Source organism: Nocardioides sp., assembly GCF_036267815.1.
GTDB lineage: Bacteria > Actinomycetota > Actinomycetes > Propionibacteriales > Nocardioidaceae > Nocardioides.
Genome location: NZ_DATAVI010000039.1, coordinates 43,978 through 65,752, shown reverse-complemented (window position 1 = coordinate 65,752; position 21,775 = coordinate 43,978). Strand labels below are relative to the sequence as shown.

The following is a 21,775-nucleotide window of genomic DNA, read 5'->3' as shown; positions in this document are numbered from 1 at the left end:
TGACAGTTATCCCAGGACCGCGTGTCTTCCCCGAGCTGAGCAGTCCAGAACCCGTCAGTCGTCCGGCCGGTCGGCCGGTTCCCCAGTACCGGAGGCGCAACCGTGGCAGCAGCGCAGAACTACCTGGCCATCATCAAGGTGGCCGGCGTCGGTGGCGGTGGCGTGAACGCCGTCAACCGGATGATCGAGGTAGGCCTCAAGGGCGTCGAGTTCATCGCCATCAACACCGACGCCCAGGCGCTCCTCATGAGCGATGCCGACGTCAAGCTCGACATCGGCCGCGAGCTGACGCGCGGACTCGGCGCCGGCGCCAACCCCGAGGTCGGCGAGCGGGCCGCGGAGGACCACGCGGACGAGATCGAGGAGGTGCTCAAGGGCGCCGACATGGTCTTCGTGACCGCCGGCGAGGGCGGCGGCACCGGCACCGGTGGCGCGCCCGTCGCAGCCCGGATCGCCCGCAGCCTGGGTGCTCTCACGATCGGCGTGGTCACCCGCCCGTTCGCCTTCGAGGGCCGCCGACGCGCCAACTCTGCCGAGGAGGGCATCGCCAGGCTCCGCGAGGAGGTCGACACCCTCATCGTCATCCCGAACGACCGGCTGCTGTCGATCAGTGACCGCAGTGTCAGCGTGCTCGACGCCTTCAAGCAGGCCGACCAGGTGCTGCTCCAGGGCGTCAGCGGCATCACCGACCTGATCACGACGCCGGGCCTGATCAACCTCGACTTCGCCGACGTCAAGTCGGTGATGGCCAACGCCGGCTCGGCGCTGATGGGCATCGGCTCGGCTCGCGGCGAGGACCGGTCGGTCGCCGCCGCCGAGCAGGCCGTGTCGAGCCCGCTGCTGGAGGCGAGCATCGACGGTGCTCACGGCGTACTGCTCTCGATCGCGGGCGGATCCGACCTGGGGCTCTTCGAGATCAACGAGGCGGCCGCACTGGTCTCCCAGGCGGCGCACCCCGACGCCAACATCATCTTCGGCGCGACCATCGACGACGCCCTCGGCGACGAGGTCCGGGTCACGGTGATCGCGGCCGGCTTCGACGGCGGCATGCCCAAGCGTCGCGAGAACGAGTCGGCGCTCCGCCGCACCCCGAAGCAGGCCCCGCAGAGCCAGGAGCAGACCCGGCAGGCTGCCCAGGCCCTGGCCGCCACGAGGACCGAGACGTCGCCGAGCGTGCTCGAGTCGGACCAGGAGCGCGAGTCGGTCAATGCCTCCGTCCGGGCCCCTGCGCCCCGCCCGCCCATGGAGTTCGACGACGACGAGCTCGACGTCCCCGACTTCTTGAAGTAGGCCGAGGCCGCCGTGACGCGGCGCGACGAGCTCGCGGCCGGACTCGACGCCGTACGACGCCGGATCGCCGACGCAGCGACGTCCGCCGGACGCGACCCCGGCGAGGTGACGCTGGTGGTGGTCACCAAGCTCTTCCCCGCCTCGGACGTGCGCCTGCTCGCCGAGCTTGGGGTGACCGACGTCGGCGAGAACCGGCATCCCGAGGCCGGGGAGAAGGCTGCGGCCTGCGCCGACCTCGCCCTGCGATGGCACTACATCGGCGGGCTCCAGAGCAACAAGGCGTCGGTGGTCGCGTCGTACGCCGACGTCGTGGAGTCCGTCGACCGGGTCAAGCTCGTCGCTGGCCTCGACCGCGGAGCCCGTGAGCGCGACGGTGACGTCGACGTGCTGCTCCAGGTGAGCCTCGACCCACCCGGTCGTCCCGGGCGCTCCGGCGCCGACGCCGACGACCTCGCGGCACTGGCCGCCGCGGTGCGGGCAGCCGACGCGCTCCGCTTGCGCGGACTCATGGCAGTCGCGCCGCTCGACGAGGACGCCCGGGCGGCGTTCGACCGGCTCGCGGAGGTCCGGGCCGCCTTCCTCGGCGACCAGCCCGGCGCGACCTGGCTGTCCGCGGGCATGAGCCAGGACTTCGAGGCCGCCATCGAGGCCGGGGCGACACATGTGCGTGTCGGCTCGGCAATCCTCGGTGCGCGTCCCACTTTCAAGTAGCGTCACAACCACAACAGGGGCCACGCCAGTACGCACAGCCGAGCGAGGTCACCGCCGAACCTGGAGGATGGACCGATGAGCGGCGCGATGCGCAAGATCGGCGAGTACCTCGGCCTGCTCGAGGACACCGGTGCCTACGACGACGAGTACGACGAGCAGGGCTACGGCGACCCCGAGCCCCAGCAGGTCTCGCGCCGTTCTGCCGCGCCGGCCCAGCCCAAGCCCGCGCCGGTCTCCGACATCTCGCAGCGGCGGCGTGCCCAGGGCCCGGCCCCTGTCGTCGGCACGGAGCTGTCGCGGATCACGACGCTCCACCCGCGTACCTACAACGAGGCGCGCACCGTCGGGGAGAACTACCGTGAGGGGGTCCCGGTGATCATGAACCTCTCGGAGATGGACGACGCCGACGCCAAGCGGCTGGTCGACTTCGCCGCCGGCCTCGTCTTCGCCACGCGCGGCACGATCGAGCGCGTGACGGCCAAGGTGTTCCTGCTCTCGCCGCCGAACGTGTCGGTGGCGGCCGAGGAGAAGCAGCGTCTGGTCGAGGGCGGCTTCTTCAACCAGAGCTGACCGACGCAGACCCCTCTGCGACCTGCGACGACGCTCCGCGCCCGCCTCGGTCCGTCCCACGGACCCCACGGGCCGGGAGTGCCCGACCTGGGACGTGAGGGGCTATTGTTCGACCGAGGACTTGTCACTACCGCGAACTAGGAATTGGGTGAGGTCATGCCGCTGACGCCTGAGGACGTGAGCAACAAGCGCTTTACGCCCGTCCGGCTGCGCGAGGGCTACGACATGGGTGAGGTCGACCAGTTCCTCGACGAGGTGGAGTCCGAGCTCGCTCGCCTCACCCGTGAGAACGAGGACCTGCGCACCAAGCTCTCGGCGGCGCAGAGCGGTGCCGTTGCGGCGCCCGCTCCCGAGGCGCCGGCCCCCGTCGTTGCTCCCGAGCCCGTGGCGGCCACGCCCGAGCCCGAGCCCGAGCCGGCGCCCACCCCCGAGCCCGAGCCCGAGCCGACCATGCAGGCCCCGGCACTCGCGGCAACCGCCGGCGCCGCAGGCGCGGTGGCGGCCGGCGTCCAGACGATCCGTGTCGAGACCGTCGGCGACGCCTCGAACGCCGCGGCCCGCCTGCTCGAGCTGGCCAGCCGCAACGCCGACCAGCTCGTGGAGGACGCCAAGAGCGAGGCCGACAAGATCGTCGGTGAGGCGCGCACCAAGGCCGAGCGCCTCGAGGGCGAGTCGAAGACCAACGCCGACAAGCTCGAGGCCGATGCCCGCGGACGCGCCCAGTCGCTGGACTCCGAGACCGCCGAGCGGCGTACCCAGCTGTTCGGAGACCTCGAGCGCGAGCGCGACTCGCTCTCCCACGAGGTCGACAACCTGCGAGCCTTCGAGCGGGAGTACCGCTCGCGCCTGAAGACCTACTTCAGCCAGCAGCTCGAGGCGCTCGAGACGTCCACCTCGGCCGACCCGACCGCCGGTCAGGACGCCGGAGCCGCGGGCGGTTTCGCCCAGCCCAAGCGCCTGCGCTCGGTGCTCGGAGACGACGAGGGCTGACCCACCACCCCGCTCGGGGGGCCACGCCGACGCGCACCCGAACGGGTGAGCGGCGTCGGCGTGCTGGCGCGCGCGGGCGCGCCTGCTTTGAGTGAGCCGCGTCTGGGCTATACCCTCCCACCGCACGGACTGCCGAGCATGACCTCGGCAACCCGTCTTACCGGCTCCTCTCCTGCTCCACGCCCCCCGGAGGTTCGCATGGCTCGCAGCACCGCTCGGTCGCTTGCCGGCAAGGCCGCCTCCGTCGCGCGCAAGGCGGTCTCACGGCCGACCGGTGGCTCGGCAGGGACGAAGGCAGCGCCCGCGAAGAAGGCTGCCGGCAAGAAGGCCGCGCCGGCCAGGACGGCGGTGGTCAAGAAGGCTGCGCCCGCGAAGAGGTCAGTGGCCAAGCAGGTCGCTCCGACGAAGAAGGCTACGGCGAAGAAGGCTACGGCGAAGAAGGCTCCGGCGAAGAGGGCTCCGGCGAAGCAGGCCGCGCCTGTGAAGAAGGCATCGGCCGTCACGAAGGCCGCCCCCGTCAAGAAGGCTGCTGCCAAGAAGGCGGTCCCCGTCAAGAAGGCTGCTGCCAAGAAGGCGGTCCCCGTCAAGAAGGCTGCTGCCAAGAAGGCGGTCCCCGTGAGGAAGGCGTCCGCGAGCAGGGCCGCCCCGGCCAAGAAGACAGCGCCGGCCAAGAAGGCAGCGCCCGCAAAGGCGGCCGTGCCCCCGAAGAAGACCCCGTCGCCTGTCACGACCACCAAGCGCGGGGGGCGAGGACGCAAGGGCGTGGTCAACCCCGCCAACCTGCCGGTGCTGCCGGGGGAGAAGCCGTGGACCAAGGCCGAGATCGACGAGGTCGTCGCCGACCTCAACGACGACCGGGCCCGGGTCATCCGCACGCTCACCGAGCAGGAGGCCGAGCTGGCCGGGCTCATGCGTGACGCCGGCGACGGTGCGGGTCAGGACCAGGCGGACATGGGTGCCACCAGCTTCGAGCGTGACCAGGAGCTGATCCTGGTCAACAACGAGCGCGAGAAGCTGGCGCAGATCGACCGTGCGCTGGTCCGGATCGCCGACGGCACCTACGGCGTCTGCGAGTCCTGCGGCAACCCCATCGGCAAGGGCCGCTCCATGGCTTTCCCCCGTGCCACACTGTGCCTGACATGCAAGCAACGCGAGGAACGTCGCTGACCTCCGACGACTCCGCCGAGATCCCGTGGCGCCCCTCGGCGCGGCACCGTCTCCTCTTCGCGGTCGTCGCGCTCGCGGCGTACTGCGTGGACCTTGCGACGAAGGTGCTCGCCGTGGCTCACCTGCGCCCGGGCGAGCCTCGAGACGTGGTGGGCGGGCTCCTGCGTCTCGACCTGGTGCGCAACCCCGGCGCGGCGTTCAGCACCGGCACGTCGTACACCCTGGTTCTGTCGGTGATCGCGCTGGTCGCGGCCGGCGTCGTGGTGCGCTTCGGGCGCCGCCTGGGCGATCGTACGTGGGCGGTGGCGCTGGGCCTGCTCCTGGCCGGCGTCTGCGGCAACCTGACCGACCGGGTCTTCCGCGAGCCCGGCGTCCTGCGGGGCCACGTCGTGGACTTCCTCGAGCTCCCGCACTGGCCGGTGTTCAACGTGGCGGACATGCTGATCGACTCGGCGGTGGTCCTGATCGTCATCCAGACCTGGCGCGGGATCGGGATCACCGGCACCCGGCACGCGAAGTCGTGAGCGAGGTCCGCGGCGAGCAGCGGGTGGTCTCGGTCCCGGAGGGTCTGTCCGGGGAGCGTGTGGACTCCGCGATGGCGCGGATGTTCGGGCTGTCGCGCACCCGTGCGGCCGCGCTGATCGCCGACGGTCAGGTGCACCTCGACGGCGAGCTGGCGGGGAAGAGTGACCGGGTCCAGGCGGGCTCCATGCTGGAGGCCACCCTGCCCGGTGTGGCCGACCCGCTGACGGTGGAGCCCGAGCTGGTCGCGGGCATCCGGATCATCTACGACGACGACTCCATCGTGGTGCTCGACAAGCCGGTGGGGATCGCGGTCCACGCCTCGCCCGGGTGGTCGGGACCGACCGTGGTGGGCCACCTGGCGGCGGCGGGGTTCCGGATCGCGACCAGCGGCGCGCCCGAGCGACAGGGCATCGTGCAGCGCCTGGACGTCGGGACCTCGGGGGTGATGGTCATCTGCAAGGGCGAGCGCGCCTACTCGGTGCTGAAGAACGCCTTCCGGCAGCGCACGGTCGACAAGGTCTACCACGCGATGGTGCAGGGCCACCCGGACCCGCTGTCCGGGACGATCGACGCGCCGATCGGCCGCCATCCCAAGGCCGACTACAAGTTCGCGGTGATGGCCGACGGCCGGCACAGCGTGACGCACTACGAGACGCTCGAGGCGCACCGGTTCGCGTCGTTGCTCGAGGTGCATCTCGAGACCGGGCGCACCCATCAGATCCGGGTGCACATGAGTGCGCTCAAGCATCCTTGCGTCGCCGACCTGACCTACGGAGCCGACCCGACCCTGGCCCGGCGGGTCGGCCTCGAGCGCCAGTGGCTGCACGCCGTCCGGCTCGGCTTCGAGCACCCGGACTCCGGCGAGCACGTGGAGTTCGAGTCGCCGTACCCGGCCGACCTGGCTCATGCGCTGGAGGTCATCCGAGATGCCCACTGACCCGAGCGAGGTCGTCGTCCGCGAGGCCCTGCCCGGGGAGTGGATGGCGATCGCCGATCTGTACTCCGAGGCACGCCGTGCCGCCGTACCCCAGATGCCGCCGGCGATCCACACCGACGAGGAGCACCGCGGCTACTACCGCCGCCATGTCCTCGAGGGCGACGGGCACACCGTCTGGGTGGCCGAGAGTCACGGCGAGATCGTGGGGTTCGCGGTCTGCACCCCGGCGTTCCTCGACGGGCTGTACGTCCGGCCGGAGGTGAAGGGCCACGGGATCGGGTCGCTGCTGCTCGACGTGGTCGACGCCACCCACGTCGACGGCTACGAGCTGTGGGTCTTCACCAGCAACGAGGGGGCTCGGCGTCTCTACGAGCGCCGCGGTCTCGTGGAGGTCGAGCGCACCGACGGCGCCGGGAACGAGGAGAGGTCCCCGGACATCCGGATGGCGTGGCGGCCGCCGGGTCGCGGGTGAAGCAACGCCCGAACGCCTCACCCCAGCGGGTGGTGGTCCCTATCCTCGCCGGCTGAGGCGCATCGGACGACGACCCCTCGTGGCGCTGGCCTCGGCCGCCCCTCCTGATCGTCACGCTCGGGCTGAGCACGCTGGGGCTGACCGGCTCCGCGTCGGCCCACCGCGCCGTTGCCCGCCACGCCGGGTCCTACTCCGGCAAGGTCGTCGACCAGGCCACCGGCCGGCCGGTGAAGGGCGTGACCGTCAAGGTCTTCCGGATCAACACCGACGACCTGCTCGGCCAGGACAGGACCGGCTCGGCCGGCAAGTTCCGGATCGGTGGGATCCCGGCGTCCGAGGAGGAGCTCGACGTGCGGGTCAACGGGTCGGCGGTGCGCTACGAGACCGGCTGGGTCGGGTGTAGCCACCAGGTGCGGTCGTGGGGCGCCGCCTGCTCCTTCGGAGAGGGCCACCAGCCGGCGTTCTACCTCGAGCACCTGTGAGTCCTCAGCCGACGGCTCTGGTCACCAGCGCCTTGATCTTCTTCTCGTCGGCCGGCGACAGGTCGGCGATCGCATACTCCGTGGGCCACACGCTGCCGTCGTCGAGGGCGGCCACGTCGCTGAAGCCCATCGTGGCGTAGCGGGCCTTGAACTTCTCGGCCGGCTTGAACCAGCAGAGCACCTTCCCGTCGAGGGCGTAGGCCGGCATGCCGTACCACGTGCGGACGGTGAGGTCGGGCGCGGCGGAGGTGACGATCGCGTGCACCCGCTCGGCGAGCCGCCGGTCGTGGTCCGGCATCTCCGCGATCTTGTCCAGGCAGGCCTGCGCGTCCTCGGCGGCCTTGGCCGCCCCCCTCCCGCCGCCGCGCTTGATCTCGGTGGCGTGCTCCTTGATGGCCGCCCGCTCCTCGTCGGTCCAGCCGCCGACGCCGCCGCTCTGGGTGGCCTTCGTCCCGGTCGCCATGCCGTTCTCCTTCGTCTAGGTCAGCTTCGAGGTCGTGGGACCGAGCCTAGGCAGCCCGCCGCCGTCCCGCTTCTTCGTTCCTGACCGCTGGTCGCCCGCTGTCAAATCCCCCGCTTACGTGGGGGAGTTGACACTTATTGGGGGTTGCAGCGGCCAGGAAGTGCCAATTCCCCCGCTGAAGCGGGGGAATTGGCAGAGTCGCCAGCGCCGGCCGGGAGGGGGTCGGTGGGGGTGTCGGTGAGCCCTGCCATGATCGCCGACGTGGTCGCGTAGGCTGGCGTCCTTCCCCCAGCTGGTCCGTCCAGGCCGTGGGTTCGGCCTACCTCGACCACCTGTGACCCGCTCGCTCGTGCCGCTGAGGAGGATCTCCCCGTCCATGTCGTCCGGCTCCGTCCACGGTGGGGACTTCGTCCACCTCCACGTCCACACCGAGTACTCCATGCTCGACGGGGCCGCCCGTCTCGACGACCTCTTCGCTCGCACAGCCGAGCTCGGGATGCACAGCATCGCGATGACCGACCACGGCAACGTCTTCGGCGCCTACGACTTCTACAGCAAGGCCACGGCGGCCGGCATCAAGCCGATCATCGGGATGGAGGCCTACCTCACGCCCAACACCAGTCGCTTCGAGAAGAAGCGGGTCCGGTGGAACGACGGCGGCGACGACGACGTCAGCGGCTCGGGGGCCTACACCCACATGACCCTGCTCTCGGAGAGCACCGCGGGGATGCACAACCTGTTCCGTCTCTCCAGCCGAGCCAGCATGGAGGGGTACTACTACCAGCCCCGGGCCGACCGGGAGCTGCTCGCCGAGTACGCCGAGGGGCTGATCGGCACCACCGGCTGCCCGTCGGGCGAGGTGCAGACCTGGCTCCGCATCGGCGACTATGCCAAGGCCCGGGAGAGCGCGGCGGAGTTCCAGGACATCCTCGGCAAGGACAGCTACTTCATCGAGCTGATGGACCACGACCTGATCTTGGAGAAGCGCGTCCGCGACGGGCTTCTCCAGCTCAGCCGTGACCTCGCGATCCCGGTGATCGCCACCAACGACTCCCACTACGTGATGCGCGAGGACGCGCCGGCCCACGAGCACCTCCTGTGCGTCTCCTCCGGATCGGTGATGAGCGACCCGAAGCGGTTCCGCCTCGACGGCGACGGGTACTACATCAAGTCCGCGGCCGAGATGCGCGAGCTCTGGGAGGGCAAGCACGGTCTGAAGGAGGCCTGCGACAACACCCTCCTGATCGCGGAGCGCTGCTCCGTCGACTTCACCGAGGGCAACGGCACCTACATGCCCCGCTTCCCGGTGCCCGACGGTCACACCGAGGAGAGCTGGTTCCGGCAGGAGATCGAGAGCGGGCTGCGTCGTCGGTACGCCGACAGCGTCCCGACAGCGGTGCGCGAGCGTGCCGACTTCGAGGTCGGGGTCATCCTCCAGATGGGGTTCGGGGGGTACTTCCTGGTCGTCGCGGACTTCATCAACTGGGCCAAGGACAACGGCATCCGGGTCGGCCCCGGGCGAGGTTCCGGTGCGGGCTCGATGTGCGCCTACGCGCTGCGCATCACCGACCTCGACCCGCTGGAGCACGGACTGCTGTTCGAGCGCTTCCTGAACCCCGAGCGCGTCTCGATGCCCGACTTCGACATCGACTTCGACGAGCGTCGCCGCAGCGAGGTGATCCGCTACGTCAGCGAGAAGTACGGCGAGGACCGGGTCTCGATGATCGTCACCTACGGCACCATCAAGGCCAAGCAGGCGGTCAAGGACGCCAGCCGCATCCTGGGGTACCCCTTCGCGATGGGCGACCGGATCACCAAGGCGATGCCGGCGGCGGTGATGGGCAAGGACATCCCGCTCAAGGAGATCTTCGACTCCGAGCACAAGAGGTTCGGCGAGGGTTCGGAGTTCCGCTCGCTCTACGAGTCCGACAACGACGTCAAGACCGTCGTCGACACCGCGATCGGGATCGAGGGCCTCAAGCGGCAGTGGGGCGTGCACGCGGCAGGCGTGATCATGTCCAGCGAGCCCCTGCTCGACATCATCCCGCTGATCCGCCGCCCTCAGGACGGCGCGATCATCACCCAGTTCGACTACCCGATGTGCGAGCACCTCGGGCTGATCAAGATGGACTTCCTGGGGCTGCGCAACCTCACGGTCCTCGACGACACGGTCCGCAACATCGAGCGCAACCGGGGGGAGACCGTGGTGCTGGAGGAGCTCGCCCTCGACGACCCCACGACGTACGCCCTGTTGCAGCGCGGTGACACCCTGGGGGTCTTCCAGCTCGACGGCGGCCCGATGCGGGCACTGCTGCGGTCGATGCGTCCGGACCAGTTCGCCGACATCTGCGCCGTCGGCGCCCTGTACCGCCCCGGCCCGATGGGCATGGACTCCCACAACAAGTACGCGCGCCGCAAGACCGGGCGAGAGCCGATCGAGCCGATCCACCCCGAGCTCGCCGAGCCGCTGGCCGAGATCCTCGACGAGACCTACGGCCTCACCGTCTACCAGGAGCACGTCCTGGCCATCGTCCGCAAGGTCGCCGGCTACTCCCTGGGCCAGGCGGACCTGCTCCGCAAGGCGATGGGCAAGAAGAAGCGCGAGATCCTGGACGCCGAGTTCGTGCCCTTCCAGGCGGGGATGGCGGCGAACGGCTACTCCCAGGGCGCCATCAAGTCGCTGTGGGACATCCTGGTCCCGTTCTCCGACTACGCCTTCAACAAGGCCCACGCCGCCGCCTACGGCCTGGTGTCGTACTGGACGGCGTACCTCAAGGCGAACTACCCCGCCGAGTACATGGCGGCCTTGTTGACCTCGGTCAGGGACGACAAGGACAAGATGGCGATCTATCTCAACGAGTGTCGCCGGATGAAGATCCTGGTGCTCCCGCCGGACGTCAACGAGTCGGACGCGACGTTCACGCCGGTCGGCACCGACATCCGCTTCGGCCTGACCGCCATCCGCAACGTCGGCGCCAACGTCGTGGACAAGATCGTCGAGGCACGGGCCGAGCAGGGGCGCTACGAGCACTTCAACGACTTCCTGGACAAGGTCGACGCTCTGGTGTGCAACAAGCGCGTCATCGACTCGCTGGTCAAGGCCGGCGCCTTCGACGACATGAAGCACCACCGGCGGGCGCTGGTCGCGATCCACGAGCAGGCCGTCGACCGCTACTCGTCCATCAAGAAGGACGCCGGCGGCGGGCAGGACTCCCTGTTCGACGACCTGGTGGGCGGTGGCGACGCCGGGCCGGTCTTCGACATGACCGTGTCGGTCCCCGACATCGACGAGTGGGACAAGATGACGTTGCTCGGTCACGAGCGCGAGATGCTCGGCCTCTACGTCTCCGACCACCCGCTGATGGGGCTCGAGCACATCCTGGCCGGCGCCTCCGACTGCACCATCGGCCAGCTGATGCTCGACGAGGAGCGGCCCGACGGCAGCCCCATCCAGGTGACCGCGCTGATCACCTCGGTTCAGCGCAAGATCACCCGCAAGGGCGACACCTGGGCCGTGGTCACGATCGAGGACCTCGACGGTGCGATCGACGTGCTGATGTTCCCCGGCACCTACCAGCTCGCCAGTGGCCTCCTGGCCGAGGACGCGATCGTGACGGTGCGCGGAAAGCTCTCTCGCAGCAAGGACCAGCCCGAGATCCGAGCCGAGGAGGTGACCGTCCCCAACCTCGACGAGGGGCCGGCGGGTCCGGTGGTGGTCAACCTCCCGGCCACGCGCGTCACCCCGCCGGTGGTCGACCAGCTGGTCGAGGTCCTGCGCACCCACCCGGGCGTCAGCGAGGTCAGGCTGCGTCTGCGCGGGCGGGAGGGCACCACCGTGCTCAAGGTGGGCGACAACTTCCGGGTGTCGGCGGGGGCGCCGCTCTTCGCCGACCTCAAGCAGCTGCTCGGTCCCGGGTGCCTGACGCCATGAGCCACCGCAGCGAGCCCTCGCAGACATCGGCGGATCCTCCGGGCCACCGCGACCGGCCAGATCGTCGGCGCGGTCCGGTGCCGGCGATCCTCGCGCCGGGCAGCCCGGTGCGCACGGCGTTCCTGGTGATCGCGGCGTACGCCGTGCTGGGTGCGGCGGCCGGCGTCGTGTGGGAGTGGATCTGGACCCCACCGGGCATGGTGGCCGAGCAGCACCAGCTGTTCTACGACAGCGACGCCTCCCTGCGCGGCGTGTTCACCGGGACCGGGCTCTACGTGCTGGTCTCCGTGGCCGCCAGCGCTCTGCTCTCGCTGGCCATCTGTCTGCTGACCCGCGGCCGCGAGCTGTTGGTGCTGGCCCTCGTCCTCGGGGGCTCCGCGGTCGCCGCCGCCTTGATGTGGCGGGTCGGCACTCTGCTCGGTCCCCAGAACCCGATGGCGGTCGCGGCGCACGCCACCGCCCGGACCCCGTTGCACGACCAGCTCACGGTGGCGGGCAAGAGCCCCTACCTCGCCTGGCCGATGACGTCCTTGTTCATCCTGGCGATCGTGTACTTCTCCTGGCCCGGTGTGACCACCCACCCCGGCGACGCCGAAGCGTCACCGGGCGAACATCTCGAAGCGGGCACGGGGCCGGGCACGCGCGGGTAGTCTCGACGGCTCAGCCCATCCGAGCGGCTCAGCGGGGGAGATCGCCCATGTCCGAGCACCAGCCGCCTCCTGGCACGCCCGAGTATCTCGAGCAGGGCACCGGCACGCCGCTGTCGCACCCGTCCGCGCCGGACGGCGTGGCTCCGCCGACGCGCGGTCGGCGCCGTGGGCTGTGGGTCGCCGGAGGCGTCGTGGTGCTCCTCGGCGCGGGCGCCGGTGCCTGGGCGGCGCTCAGCTTCTTCAGGCAGGGCGCTCAGCCCGCCGAGGCCCTGCCCGCGAACACCGTCGCGTACATCAGCCTCGACCTCGACCCGGCCGGTGGTCAGAAGCTCGACGCCTTCCGCACGCTCGACAAGTTCCCGGCGTTCAAGCACGAGGTCGGGGTGAGCAGCGTCGCCGACCTGCGGCACAAGATCGGCTACCAGCTCGTGACCGACGCCGGCTGCTCCGGCCTGGACTACTCCCGCGACATCGACCCGTGGCTCGGCGACCGGATGGCGGCCGCGGCGGTCCCGCTCGGGGGCGACCGGCCCCACGTCGTGGTCGTCGTCCAGGTCACGGACGAGGACCAGGCCCGCGCAGGCATCGCAAAGCTCGAGAAGTGCTCCGGCGCCGAGCACCACCTCGGTGTCGTGGTCAAGGACGGGTGGGCCACCCTGGCAGAGTCACAGGAGGTCGCCGACGAGGTCTCCACCGACGCGGACAAGGCCGACCTCGCCGACGACGCGACGTACCAGAAGTGGACCAAGGCGGTCGGCGAGGCGGGCGTGGTGAACGCCTACGCCTCACCCGACATCGGCACGGTGCTCGGCAAGGAGCTCGGGAGCGTGCTGGGCGGTGGGATGTTCGGGCCCGGCGGCGAGTCGTTCGCGGAGTCCGAGTCCGGGACCGTTCAGAGCAGCGCCTTCCACGCCACCCCCCAGAGCGCGGGCGACCCCTTCTCCCAGGCCCTGTCGACGTTCCGGGGCGGTGCCGCGACGGTGCGCTTCACCGGTGACGGGCTGGAGCTCGCAGCAGCAGGTGACGCAAGCTCGCCGCAGCTCGCCCAGCTGACCGGCCGCACGGGGGGCCAGCTGGTCGCCGGCCTGCCCGACGACACCGCCGCCGCGCTCAGCACGTCGTTCACCCCCGGCTGGCTCGAGAAGGAGCTGGACTCCGCCACGGGCCGCCTCGGCGAGGGGATGTCGAAGGACGACATCGAGCGTGAGCTGTCGCAGGCGACGGGCCTGACGATCCCCGACGACATCGAGACCCTGCTGGGCAAGGGCGTCGTCGTCTCGGTCGGGAAGGACCTCGACGTCAAGGCTGCCGAAGGCACCGACGACGGCGCGGGCGTACCGGTCGCCGCCACCGTCAAGGGCGACGCGACTGCCATCGAGCAGGTGCTGGGCAAGATCCGGGCCAAGGTCGGCGACACGCCGCTGCTCGGCTCGAGCTCGTCGGGCGACCTGATCTCGGTCGGACCCAGTGAGGCCTATCGCCAGCACGTCCTGGCCGGTGGCGACCTCGGCGGCGACGGCACCTTCTCCGACGTCGTACCCGACGCGGCGAACGCCAACGCCGTGCTCTACGTGAACGTCGACGCGCTCCAGGCGACGATCGACAAGGCGTCGTCGGGCGATGACCCCGAGGGCCTTGCCAACCTCACTCCGCTGCGAGCCCTGGGGATCTCGTCGTGGCTCGACGACGGCGTCGCGAGGTTCTCCCTGAAGGTCTCGACCGACTGACCGCCTCGGCGCTAGTTGGGGGACCAGCGGGTGCGGGCTATCTCGGTCGCCGGAAGCGACGGGAGCACCTGCATGGTCCGCAGCTCAGCGCGCAGGACGTCGGTGACCATGTGCAGGCGGTCGTCGGCGTCCTCGGCCTCGAGCAGCGACTGCCGCTGGCCGATGCTCAGCGGGGCGAGCGCCGCCAGGGCCCAGGAGAGGTACGCCGGATCGGTCGGGAGCGTCTCGTCGGGAGCGGCCCGGTCCATCTCGAGCAGCGCCTGGCGGTACAGCTCGTAGGTCAGGCGGGCGGTCCGGGCCAGCTCGTCGGGCACCCGCACGTCGTGCTCGGCCAGGGGGTTGACCTGCCCCACGGGGTAGGCCCCGCTGACGTCCAGCCGCTCCAGCTCGATCCGGTCGAGCCCGACCGCGACCAGCTCGAACGTGCCGTCGGCGTGGGCGTCCACCTCGGTCATCTTCACCCGGCAGCCGACCCGGAACAGCCACTGGGCGCCGTGCTCGCCGATCTCGTACCCCTCGCGGATCCCCACCGACCCGAACACCCGGTCGGCCGGGTTCTCGACCCGGAGCAGATGGTGGACCAGAGCGCGGTAGCGGTCCTCGAAGACCCGCAGCGGCACGCTCATGCCCGGGAACAGCACCGTGTTCAACGGGAACATCGGGAGCGAGTCGCTCATGGCGCAACGGTAGCCTTCCGCCGGGTGGGCTGGCGGGGTCCGGCGGCGCGCCGCGCCCTAGAATTCGCCTCATGATCCGGCGTATCGACCTGCGCGGCGCGAACCCCGCGGACTACCGCGAGGTCGTCCCGCGCGCCGAGCTCGACGTCGATGCCGCCGTCGAGCTGGTCCGGCCGATCTGCGAGCAGGTCCGGACCGGCGGGATGCCGGCGATCCAGGAGCTCTCCTTGAGGTACGACGGGATCGCTCCCGAGCAGGTCCGGGTGCCACCGCAGGCGCTCACCGAGGCGCTGGACCGGCTGGACCCCACGGTGCGCGCCGGGCTCGAGGAGTCGATCGCGCGGCTACGGCGTACGTGTGCGGCCGAGCTCGAGCACGACGTCACGACCTCGCTCGCGACGGGCGCCACGGTCACCCGCAGGCTCGTGCCGGTACGCCGGGTCGGGCTCTACGCGCCCGGAGGCCTTGCCCCGCTGGTCTCCAGCGTGGTCATGAACGTCGTCCCCGCCCAGATGGCCGGGGTCGAGAGCATCGCCCTGGCCAGCTCGCCGCAGCGCGACAACGACGGACTGCCCGCCGCGACGATCCTGGCGGCGTGCGCACTGCTCGGCGTCGACGAGGTGTACGCCGTGGGCGGGGCCCAGGCGATCGCGATGTTCGCCTACGGCGCGGGGGAGTGCGCCCGGGTCGACATGGTCACCGGCCCCGGCAGCATCTACACCGTCGCGGCCAAGCGCCTGCTCAAGGGCAGGGTCGGCATCGACGCCGAGGCCGGCCCCACGGAGATCGCCATCCTGGCCGACGACACCGCCGACGCTGGGTACGTCGCGGCCGATCTGGTCAGCCAGGCCGAGCACGACCCCCGGGCCGCGAGCGTGCTGGTCACCGACTCCCTGCGCCTGGCCGACGACGTCGAGGCCGAGCTGGGCAAGCAGGTCGCCGCGACGCGCCACGCCGAGCGGGTGCGTGAGGCACTCGGCGGCCAGCAGTCGGGGATCGTGCTCGTCGACGACCTCGACCAGGGCCTCGCGGTCGTCGACGCCTATGCCGCCGAGCATCTCGAGATCCACACCGCCGCGGCCGCCGACGTCGCCTCCCGGGTACGCAATGCCGGCGCAGTCTTCGTCGGACCTTTCGCTCCGGTCTCGCTCGGCGACTACTGCGCCGGCTCCAACCACGTCCTCCCGACGGCGGGCTGCGCGTGCCACTCCTCGGGGCTGTCGGTGCGCGCGTTCCGCAAGGCGGTCCACGTCGTCGACTACACCCGCGACGCGCTGGCGGAGGTCTCCGGGCACGTCGTCACCCTCGCCGAGGCCGAGGACCTCCCGGGCCACGGCGCGGCGATCACGATCCGGTTCGACCGATGAGACCGGCGACCTCCCTTCCGCTGCGGGAGGAGCTGCGCGGGATCGAGCCGTACGGCGCCCCGCAGCTCGACGTCTCGGTGCAGCTCAACGTCAACGAGAATCCCTACCCGCCGTCCCGAGCGGTGGTCGACGACATCGCGCAGGCGGTGGCCGAGGCGGCCGGCCGCCTCAACCGCTACCCCGACCGCGAGTTCGTCGCCCTCCGCGAGGGCCTGGCGGCGTACCTCGGCCACGGCGTGGGGCCGGAGCAGGTCTGGGCCGCGAACGGCTCCAACGAGGTGATGCTGCACCTGCTCCAGGCCTTCGGCGGACCGGGACGCACCGCGCTGAGCTTCGCCCCGACGTACTCGATGTACCCCGAGTACGCCCGCGACACCCACACCGCTTGGGAGGTGGGGCACCGCGACGAGGACTTCGGCCTCGACGTCGACCGGGCCGTCGCCCTGGTCCGCGAGCGCCGTCCCCACGTGGTCCTGCTGCCCTCGCCGAACAACCCCACCGGCACGGCGCTCCCGCCGGCTGCGATCACTGCCCTGTGCGCCGTGCTGGACGGCGGCCTCCTGGTCGTCGACGAGGCGTACGCCGAGTTCCGGCGGGCCGGCACCCCGAGCGCACTCGAGCTCCTCCCGGCCCATCCCAACCTCGTCGTCACCCGCACGATGAGCAAGGCCTTCGCGCTGGCCGGGGCGCGGCTGGGCTACCTCGCGGCCTCGGCGGAGGTGTGCGACGCCCTGCGCGTGGTCCGCCTGCCCTATCACCTCTCGGCGACCACCCAGGCCGTCGCCCAGGCCGCGTTGCGCCACGCCGACGAGCTCCTGGGTGCGGTCGACCTCCTGCGCGAGGAGCGCGACCACACCGTCGACTGGCTGCGGGACCAGGGGCTGCGCGTCGCCGACAGCGACGCGAACTTCGTGCTCTTCGGGACCTTCGGCGACCCCCATGCGGTCTGGCAGGGGCTCCTCGACCACGGGGTGCTGATCCGCGAGATCGGACCCCAAGGCTGGCTGCGGGTCTCGGTCGGCACCCCCGCCGAGATGGCAGCATTCCGTGAGGCACTGACCGCCGTGACGAAAGAGATGAGCAGATGACCCGGAGCGCCAGCCTCGACCGGCAGACCAAGGAGTCCAAGGTCCATGTCGAGGTCGACCTCGACGGGTCGGGCCTCGCCGACGTCTCGACCGGGGTCGGCTTCTACGACCACATGCTCGCGTCGTTGGCACGCCACGCGCTCGTCGACCTCACGGTCCTCACCGAGGGCGACACCCACATCGACGCCCACCACAGCGTCGAGGACACCGCGATCGTGCTGGGTCAGGCGCTGCGGGAGGCGTTGGGGGACAAGCGCGGCATCCGCAGGTTCGGCGACGCCCTGGTGCCGCTCGACGAGGCGCTCGTGCAGTGTGCGGTGGACGTGTCGGGCCGCCCCTACTGCGTCCACGTCGGCGAGCCCGACGGACAGGCCTACGCCTCGATCGGCGGCGACACGGGACCGGCGTACGCCGGGTCCTTGACGCGGCACGTCTTCGAGACCCTCGCCTTCCACGCCCAGATCGCGGTCCACGTGCGGGTGCTCTCGGGCCGAGACCCGCACCACCTCGTCGAGGCCCAGTTCAAGGCCTTCGCCCGCGCCCTGCGAGACGCCGTCGCGCTCGACCCGCGAGAGGGCGGCGTCCCGTCGACCAAGGGTGCGCTCTGAGCGGCAAGAGCGTCGTCGTCCTCGACTACGGCTCCGGCAACCTCCGCTCGGCCGTCCGCGCACTCCAGCGCGCCGGAGCCGCGGTCGAGCTCAGCGCCGACCGCGGCGTCGCCGAGAACGCCGACGGGCTGGTGGTCCCCGGCGTCGGGGCCTTCGCCGCCTGCATGGCCGGGCTGCGGGCCGTCGACGGACCCCGGGCGATCGGACGCCGCCTGGCGGGGGGCAGGCCGGTGCTCGGCATCTGCGTCGGGATGCAGGTGCTCTTCGAGCGCGGGGTGGAGCACGGCGTCCAGACGCAGGGCTGCGAGGAGTGGCCCGGCGTCGTGGAGCGACTTCAGGCGGACGTCGTGCCGCACATGGGCTGGAACACCGTCGAGGTGCCTCCCGGGTCCTCGCTGTTCGCCGGGCTCGAGCAGGAGCGGTTCTACTTCGTCCACTCCTACGCCGCGCGGTCCTGGGCGCTGCACACCGACGGCCGCACGGCCGCGCCGCTGGTCACCTGGTCCGAGCACGGCGGAGACCGCTTCGTGTCCGCGGTCGAGAACGGACCCCTCAGCGCCACCCAGTTCCACCCCGAGAAGTCCGGCGACGCCGGTGCCGCGCTCCTGCGCGCCTGGGTCGAGTCGCTGTGAGCCGGCGGTGAGCAGGGAGCGCGCCCGGCGGCGTGCGGAGCGGGAGCGGGTGGCCGCCGAGGCGGCGGCGGCCCGTCAGCGCGAGGCCGAGCGCCGCGCCCGGGCCCAGGCCCGCAAGAAGGCGCTGACCGGGTGGATCCCGCGGCGACGCCTGACGCCGGGCGTTCTCGCGGCGCGACGACGCGCCGAGCTGGGGGCGACGTTCGGGCTGCTGTTCGTGGTCAACGTGCTGGTCTGGGTGCTCCGGCCCGACTGGGCCGCCCGGCTCGGCGCCCTGGTCGTCAGCCTGGTCGTCTTCCCCGTCGTCCGGCTGATGGTGGCGCGCCGGTGAACCGGCTCGTCGTGGTCACCGGCGTCCCGGCGTCGGGGAAGAGCGGTCTCTCGGCGGCCCTCGCCGAGCGCCTGGGCGTGCCGTGGGTGTCCCTGGACGAGATCAAGGAGGAGCTGTCCGTCGGTGCCGAGGGCACACCCCTGGAGTGGTTGCGACTCGACGCCGAGGCCGAGCTGGGGCGTCGCCTCGAGGCCTTCGCCGGCGAGGCCGTCGTCGACATCTGGGTCGCGCCACGACGCGACACCCAGCGCGTGCGCGACCTGCTGGTCCCGTGGTGGGCAGACCTCGTCGAGGTGCGATGCGAGGTGCCCGCCGCCGTCGCGGTCGAGCGCTACGCCCAGCGCACCAGGTCCTGGCCGCACCTGCCGCCAGACGAGGACACCCTGAGTCGCATCCGGGACGCCGCGGACCACCCGGAGGCCCTGGGCGCGCCCCGCACGCTCGTCGTCGACACGACACGCCCGGTCGAGATCGCGGACGTCGTCGCCGCGGTGCGCGGCGAGACGGGAACGCGTCGCCGGGTGCGCCGAGGCTAGGGTCGGGCGGTGTCCACCCGGCTCGAGCTGCTCCCCGCCGTCGACGTCGCCGACGGTCGGGCCGTCCAGCTGGTCCAAGGTGTGGCGGGCTCGGAGAAGCGCTTCGGCGACCCGCTCGAGGCCGCCCTGCGCTGGCAGGAGGCCGGCGCGGAGTGGATCCACCTGGTCGACCTCGACGCGGCGTTCGGGAGGGGCGACAACCGCGAGCTGCTCGCCTCGATCGTCGGCCGGGTCGACATCCGGGTGGAGCTCAGCGGCGGCATCCGCGACGACGAGTCCCTGGCCGCGGCGATGGCCAGTGGCTGCCGCCGGGTCAACATCGGGACCGCGGCGCTCGAGCAGCCGCCCTGGTGCGCGTCGGCGATCGCCACGTGGGGCGACCGCGTGGCCGTCGGGCTCGACGTCCGCGGTCGCACCCTCGCCGCTCGCGGCTGGACCCGCGCGGGCGGCGACCTCTACGAGGTGCTCGCCCGGCTCGACTCCGAGGGCTGCGCCCGCTACGTCGTCACCGACGTGAACAAGGACGGCATGCTCCAAGGGCCCAACCTCGCCCTGCTGCGCCAGGTGTGCGCCGCCACCGACCGGCCGGTCGTGGCCAGCGGGGGAGTCACCGAGCTGAGCGACCTGGAGGCTCTGGCCGGGCTCGTGCCCGAGGGCGTCGAGGGCGCGATCATCGGGACCGCGCTGTACGAGGGGCGGTTCACCCTCGAGGAGGCCCTGGCCAGGGTCTCGACGGGTGCCGCCCCGTCGAGCGACCCATGAGCGTGGCGGTCCGGGTGATCCCCTGCCTCGACGTCGACGGAGGGCGCGTGGTCAAGGGCGTCAACTTCGCGGACCTGCGCGACGCCGGCGACCCCGTCGAGCTCGCCCGTCGCTACGACGCCGAGGGCGCCGACGAGCTCACCTTCCTCGACATCTCGGCCTCCCACGAGGGCCGCGCCACGACGATGGAGATGGTCTCGCGCACCGCCGAGGAGGTCTTCATCCCGCTGACGGTGGGCGGCGGCGTCTCCAGCGTCGCCGACGTCGACCGGCTGCTGCGGGCGGGTGCCGACAAGGTCGCCATCAACACCGCCGCGATCCGCCGCCCCGAGCTGGTGGGCGAGATCGCCGACCGCTTCGGCTCCCAGGTGCTGGTCCTCTCGGTGGACGCGCGCCGCGCCGAGGACGGGTCGTCCGGCACCACGAGGCCCGACTCGGGGTTCGAGGTCACCACCCACGGCGGACGCTCCTCCGCGGGGCTCGACGCGGTCGCCTGGGCGAGGCGCGGCGCCGAGCTCGGTGCCGGCGAGATCCTGCTGAACGCGATGGACGCCGACGGCACGCGGGCCGGCTTCGACCTCGAGCTGCTGCGCCTGGTGCGCTCGGCGGTGACGGTCCCGGTCATCGCCTCGGGCGGTGCCGGGGCCGCCGCCGACTTCCCCCCCGCCGTCGACGCGGGCGCCGACGCCGTCCTGGCCGCCACGGTCTTCCACTTCGGGACCGTGACGATCGGCGAGGTGAAGTCCGCGCTCGCCGAGGCCGGTCACGCCGTCCGCTGACGCCACGCCGCAACCCGACCCGCAACCCGACCCTTCGTGGGCCGACCCAGGGAGGGCTCATCACGCGGGAGAGCCCGGAAATCCCAGAACGGCGCTCGCATGGAGAGCGCGAGCGCCGTTCGCAGTGACCATGGGCTTGGGGGGTATGGCCACGTGCTGACGAAGGTAGCGAACCAACCTCTTCTCACGGGCCGACTTAGGAGAAACTTGACGTTCAGCGCGGGGCGAGGGGCTCGCGGCCCGGGCGGGCCAGACCTTGCCTGCGTGCCGTCCCCGGCGTGGTCGACCCGCCGCCGACTCGAGGTCCGACCGGCCGAGCATCCCTGACCGCCGCTCGCCCGACGCCCACGGCGGGCCCGCAGCCGCTCCGGGGAGCCATCGGGGCGAACGGCCACGTGTTCAGCATCCAAAACCCGTGTTGCACTGGCGGTTTCGTGCCTCAGGAGCCCCAGGGCCCACGAGATCGTGCACGGGTCCTGAGGTGCCCGCTGAGGAGTCACCGGCTCGCACCGGCTCGCGGCTCACCGTGCCCGTGCCCGCTCCACGCGGTCGCCGCGGGCGGCCGCTCGCGGTCGCCCGCCGAGCCACCGCACCACCGGAGCGTCCCGGCGCACGATCGAGGGAGGCCCCCGAAACTTTTACCTTCCTGAGACGTCGTTGGCGGACGCCGCGCAGGTCCGAACGGGGCAGTGGAAGACTCGGGCCCATGGATCTGGACCCCCGCGTCGCCGCCCGTCTCCGGCGGAACGACGCCGGGCTGGTCCCCGCGATCGCCCAGCAGCACGACACCGGCGAGGTGCTGATGTTGGGCTGGATGGACGACGAGGCCCTCGCCCGCACCCTGGCCACCGGCCGGGCGACGTACTGGAGCCGCAGCCGCCAGGAGTACTGGACCAAGGGGGAGACCTCGGGTCACCGCCAATGGGTGCGTCGGGTCAGCCTGGACTGCGACGGCGACACCGTCCTGCTCCAGGTCGACCAGGAGGGTCCGGCCTGCCACACCGGCACCCGCACCTGCTTCGACGACGGCCAGGTCTGGGAGGTCGGTCCGGGCGATGGCGCCGCAGCCTCCTGAGGGTC

Annotated in this window: 23 protein-coding genes; 21 read left to right on the top strand and 2 right to left on the bottom strand. The window is 71.7% G+C overall.

Annotated elements, in window-relative coordinates; translation table 11 throughout:
* Window positions 1-102 precede the first annotated feature (102 nt).
* The 9 genes from ftsZ (at window position 103) to VHW64_RS08000 (ending at window position 7,144) form a co-directional block, all read left to right on the top strand.
* A complete protein-coding gene (gene ftsZ, locus VHW64_RS08040; protein WP_329650007.1) occupies window positions 103-1,290 on the top strand; it encodes a cell division protein FtsZ in 1,188 nt (395 codons plus the stop codon).
* Window positions 1,291-1,302: 12 nt separating this feature from the next.
* Window positions 1,303-2,001, top strand: a complete 699-nt coding sequence (locus tag VHW64_RS08035; RefSeq protein WP_329650006.1) for a YggS family pyridoxal phosphate-dependent enzyme — start codon at window positions 1,303-1,305, stop codon at window positions 1,999-2,001.
* A 75-nt stretch (window positions 2,002-2,076) separates the two neighbouring features.
* Window positions 2,077-2,571 carry a cell division protein SepF gene (locus VHW64_RS08030; RefSeq protein WP_329650005.1) on the top strand — a complete coding sequence of 165 codons (495 nt, stop codon included), beginning with the start codon at window positions 2,077-2,079 and terminating at the stop codon, window positions 2,569-2,571.
* A 156-nt stretch (window positions 2,572-2,727) separates the two neighbouring features.
* The gene (locus VHW64_RS08025) at window positions 2,728-3,561 is read left to right on the top strand and encodes a DivIVA domain-containing protein (protein ID WP_329650004.1); all 834 of its coding nucleotides are present in this window, start codon (window positions 2,728-2,730) and stop codon (window positions 3,559-3,561) included.
* Between the two features lie 198 nt (window positions 3,562-3,759).
* Window positions 3,760-4,728, top strand: a complete 969-nt coding sequence (locus tag VHW64_RS08020) for a TraR/DksA family transcriptional regulator (protein WP_329650003.1) — start codon at window positions 3,760-3,762, stop codon at window positions 4,726-4,728.
* A complete protein-coding gene (locus tag VHW64_RS08015; protein WP_329650002.1) occupies window positions 4,701-5,252 on the top strand; it encodes a signal peptidase II in 552 nt (183 codons plus the stop codon). The genes VHW64_RS08020 and VHW64_RS08015 overlap by 28 nt, the downstream gene beginning before the upstream one ends.
* Complete coding sequence (locus VHW64_RS08010; protein ID WP_329650001.1) at window positions 5,249-6,190, top strand: RluA family pseudouridine synthase; 942 nt, start codon at window positions 5,249-5,251, stop codon at window positions 6,188-6,190. The genes VHW64_RS08015 and VHW64_RS08010 overlap by 4 nt, the downstream gene beginning before the upstream one ends.
* Entirely contained in the window at window positions 6,180-6,662 is a 483-nt protein-coding gene (locus VHW64_RS08005; protein ID WP_329650000.1) for a GNAT family N-acetyltransferase, read from the top strand. The genes VHW64_RS08010 and VHW64_RS08005 overlap by 11 nt, the downstream gene beginning before the upstream one ends.
* Window positions 6,663-6,766: 104 nt before the next feature.
* A complete protein-coding gene (locus VHW64_RS08000; RefSeq protein ID WP_329650183.1) occupies window positions 6,767-7,144 on the top strand; it encodes a carboxypeptidase regulatory-like domain-containing protein in 378 nt (125 codons plus the stop codon).
* Between the two features lie 4 nt (window positions 7,145-7,148).
* Here the strand turns inward: VHW64_RS08000 and VHW64_RS07995 are convergent, their stop codons facing one another.
* Window positions 7,149-7,607: a DUF1801 domain-containing protein gene (locus VHW64_RS07995; RefSeq protein WP_329649999.1), complete on the bottom strand. Its 459-nt coding sequence runs from the start codon at window positions 7,605-7,607 to the stop codon at window positions 7,149-7,151.
* A gap of 376 nt (window positions 7,608-7,983) precedes the next feature.
* Here VHW64_RS07995 and dnaE point away from each other — a divergent pair, with 376 nt between their 5' ends.
* The 3 genes from dnaE to VHW64_RS07980 are packed head-to-tail and all read left to right on the top strand — an operon-like array spanning window position 7,984 to window position 13,915.
* Complete coding sequence (dnaE, locus tag VHW64_RS07990) at window positions 7,984-11,538, top strand: DNA polymerase III subunit alpha (RefSeq protein WP_329649998.1); 3,555 nt, start codon at window positions 7,984-7,986, stop codon at window positions 11,536-11,538.
* The gene (locus tag VHW64_RS07985) at window positions 11,535-12,188 is read left to right on the top strand and encodes a hypothetical protein (protein ID WP_329649997.1); all 654 of its coding nucleotides are present in this window, start codon (window positions 11,535-11,537) and stop codon (window positions 12,186-12,188) included. The genes dnaE and VHW64_RS07985 overlap by 4 nt, the downstream gene beginning before the upstream one ends.
* 47 nt (window positions 12,189-12,235) lie before the next feature.
* Entirely contained in the window at window positions 12,236-13,915 is a 1,680-nt protein-coding gene (locus VHW64_RS07980; RefSeq protein WP_329649996.1) for a DUF3352 domain-containing protein, read from the top strand.
* A gap of 11 nt (window positions 13,916-13,926) precedes the next feature.
* Here VHW64_RS07980 and VHW64_RS07975 read toward each other — a convergent pair whose 3' ends face one another.
* On the bottom strand, window positions 13,927-14,592 hold the full coding sequence (locus VHW64_RS07975; RefSeq protein ID WP_329649995.1) for an LON peptidase substrate-binding domain-containing protein: 666 nt from the start codon (window positions 14,590-14,592) through the stop codon (window positions 13,927-13,929).
* A gap of 71 nt (window positions 14,593-14,663) precedes the next feature.
* On the opposite strand from VHW64_RS07975, the gene hisD reads away from it, so the two are divergent.
* The 9 genes from hisD to hisI all read left to right on the top strand — a co-directional run bounded on the left by hisD (window position 14,664) and on the right by hisI (window position 21,770).
* Complete coding sequence (gene hisD, locus VHW64_RS07970) at window positions 14,664-15,959, top strand: histidinol dehydrogenase (protein ID WP_329649994.1); 1,296 nt, start codon at window positions 14,664-14,666, stop codon at window positions 15,957-15,959.
* Window positions 15,956-17,047 (top strand): histidinol-phosphate transaminase, encoded by a 1,092-nt coding sequence (locus VHW64_RS07965; protein WP_329649993.1) that lies wholly within the window; start codon window positions 15,956-15,958, stop codon window positions 17,045-17,047. Before hisD ends, VHW64_RS07965 begins: the two co-directional genes overlap by 4 nt.
* Window positions 17,044-17,655 (top strand): imidazoleglycerol-phosphate dehydratase HisB, encoded by a 612-nt coding sequence (hisB, locus tag VHW64_RS07960; RefSeq protein WP_329649992.1) that lies wholly within the window; start codon window positions 17,044-17,046, stop codon window positions 17,653-17,655. Before VHW64_RS07965 ends, hisB begins: the two co-directional genes overlap by 4 nt.
* Entirely contained in the window at window positions 17,652-18,287 is a 636-nt protein-coding gene (gene hisH / locus VHW64_RS07955; protein ID WP_329650182.1) for an imidazole glycerol phosphate synthase subunit HisH, read from the top strand. Before hisB ends, hisH begins: the two co-directional genes overlap by 4 nt.
* Before the next feature lie 7 nt (window positions 18,288-18,294).
* A complete protein-coding gene (locus VHW64_RS07950; protein WP_329649991.1) occupies window positions 18,295-18,618 on the top strand; it encodes a hypothetical protein in 324 nt (107 codons plus the stop codon).
* A complete protein-coding gene (locus tag VHW64_RS07945) occupies window positions 18,615-19,154 on the top strand; it encodes an AAA family ATPase (RefSeq protein ID WP_329649990.1) in 540 nt (179 codons plus the stop codon). The genes VHW64_RS07950 and VHW64_RS07945 overlap by 4 nt, the downstream gene beginning before the upstream one ends.
* Window positions 19,155-19,163: 9 nt before the next feature.
* Complete coding sequence (gene priA / locus VHW64_RS07940) at window positions 19,164-19,916, top strand: bifunctional 1-(5-phosphoribosyl)-5-((5-phosphoribosylamino)methylideneamino)imidazole-4-carboxamide isomerase/phosphoribosylanthranilate isomerase PriA (RefSeq protein ID WP_329649989.1); 753 nt, start codon at window positions 19,164-19,166, stop codon at window positions 19,914-19,916.
* Window positions 19,913-20,695 (top strand): imidazole glycerol phosphate synthase subunit HisF, encoded by a 783-nt coding sequence (gene hisF, locus VHW64_RS07935; RefSeq protein ID WP_329649988.1) that lies wholly within the window; start codon window positions 19,913-19,915, stop codon window positions 20,693-20,695. Before priA ends, hisF begins: the two co-directional genes overlap by 4 nt.
* A 706-nt stretch (window positions 20,696-21,401) precedes the next feature.
* On the top strand, window positions 21,402-21,770 hold the full coding sequence (hisI, locus tag VHW64_RS07930; protein WP_329649987.1) for a phosphoribosyl-AMP cyclohydrolase: 369 nt from the start codon (window positions 21,402-21,404) through the stop codon (window positions 21,768-21,770).
* Window positions 21,771-21,775: the final 5 nt, after the last annotated feature.

Excerpts from the sequence above, each read along its gene's own strand:
- hisI (WP_329649987.1), top strand. The coding sequence starts at position 21,402 with ATGGATCTGGACCCCCGCGTCGCCGCCCGTCTCCGGCGGAACGACGCC.
- dnaE (WP_329649998.1), top strand. The coding sequence starts at position 7,984 with ATGTCGTCCGGCTCCGTCCACGGTGGGGACTTCGTCCACCTCCACGTC.
- hisB (WP_329649992.1), top strand. The coding sequence starts at position 17,044 with ATGACCCGGAGCGCCAGCCTCGACCGGCAGACCAAGGAGTCCAAGGTC.
- VHW64_RS07995 (WP_329649999.1), bottom strand. The coding sequence starts at position 7,607 with ATGGCGACCGGGACGAAGGCCACCCAGAGCGGCGGCGTCGGCGGCTGG.
- hisD (WP_329649994.1), top strand. The coding sequence starts at position 14,664 with ATGATCCGGCGTATCGACCTGCGCGGCGCGAACCCCGCGGACTACCGC.
- VHW64_RS08015 (WP_329650002.1), top strand. The coding sequence starts at position 4,701 with ATGCAAGCAACGCGAGGAACGTCGCTGACCTCCGACGACTCCGCCGAG.
- VHW64_RS08020 (WP_329650003.1), top strand. The coding sequence starts at position 3,760 with ATGGCTCGCAGCACCGCTCGGTCGCTTGCCGGCAAGGCCGCCTCCGTC.
- VHW64_RS07965 (WP_329649993.1), top strand. The coding sequence starts at position 15,956 with ATGAGACCGGCGACCTCCCTTCCGCTGCGGGAGGAGCTGCGCGGGATC.
- hisF (WP_329649988.1), top strand. The coding sequence starts at position 19,913 with ATGAGCGTGGCGGTCCGGGTGATCCCCTGCCTCGACGTCGACGGAGGG.
- VHW64_RS07975 (WP_329649995.1), bottom strand. The coding sequence starts at position 14,592 with ATGAGCGACTCGCTCCCGATGTTCCCGTTGAACACGGTGCTGTTCCCG.
- VHW64_RS08005 (WP_329650000.1), top strand. The coding sequence starts at position 6,180 with ATGCCCACTGACCCGAGCGAGGTCGTCGTCCGCGAGGCCCTGCCCGGG.
- VHW64_RS07980 (WP_329649996.1), top strand. The coding sequence starts at position 12,236 with ATGTCCGAGCACCAGCCGCCTCCTGGCACGCCCGAGTATCTCGAGCAG.
- VHW64_RS08025 (WP_329650004.1), top strand. The coding sequence starts at position 2,728 with ATGCCGCTGACGCCTGAGGACGTGAGCAACAAGCGCTTTACGCCCGTC.
- VHW64_RS08030 (WP_329650005.1), top strand. The coding sequence starts at position 2,077 with ATGAGCGGCGCGATGCGCAAGATCGGCGAGTACCTCGGCCTGCTCGAG.
- VHW64_RS07985 (WP_329649997.1), top strand. The coding sequence starts at position 11,535 with ATGAGCCACCGCAGCGAGCCCTCGCAGACATCGGCGGATCCTCCGGGC.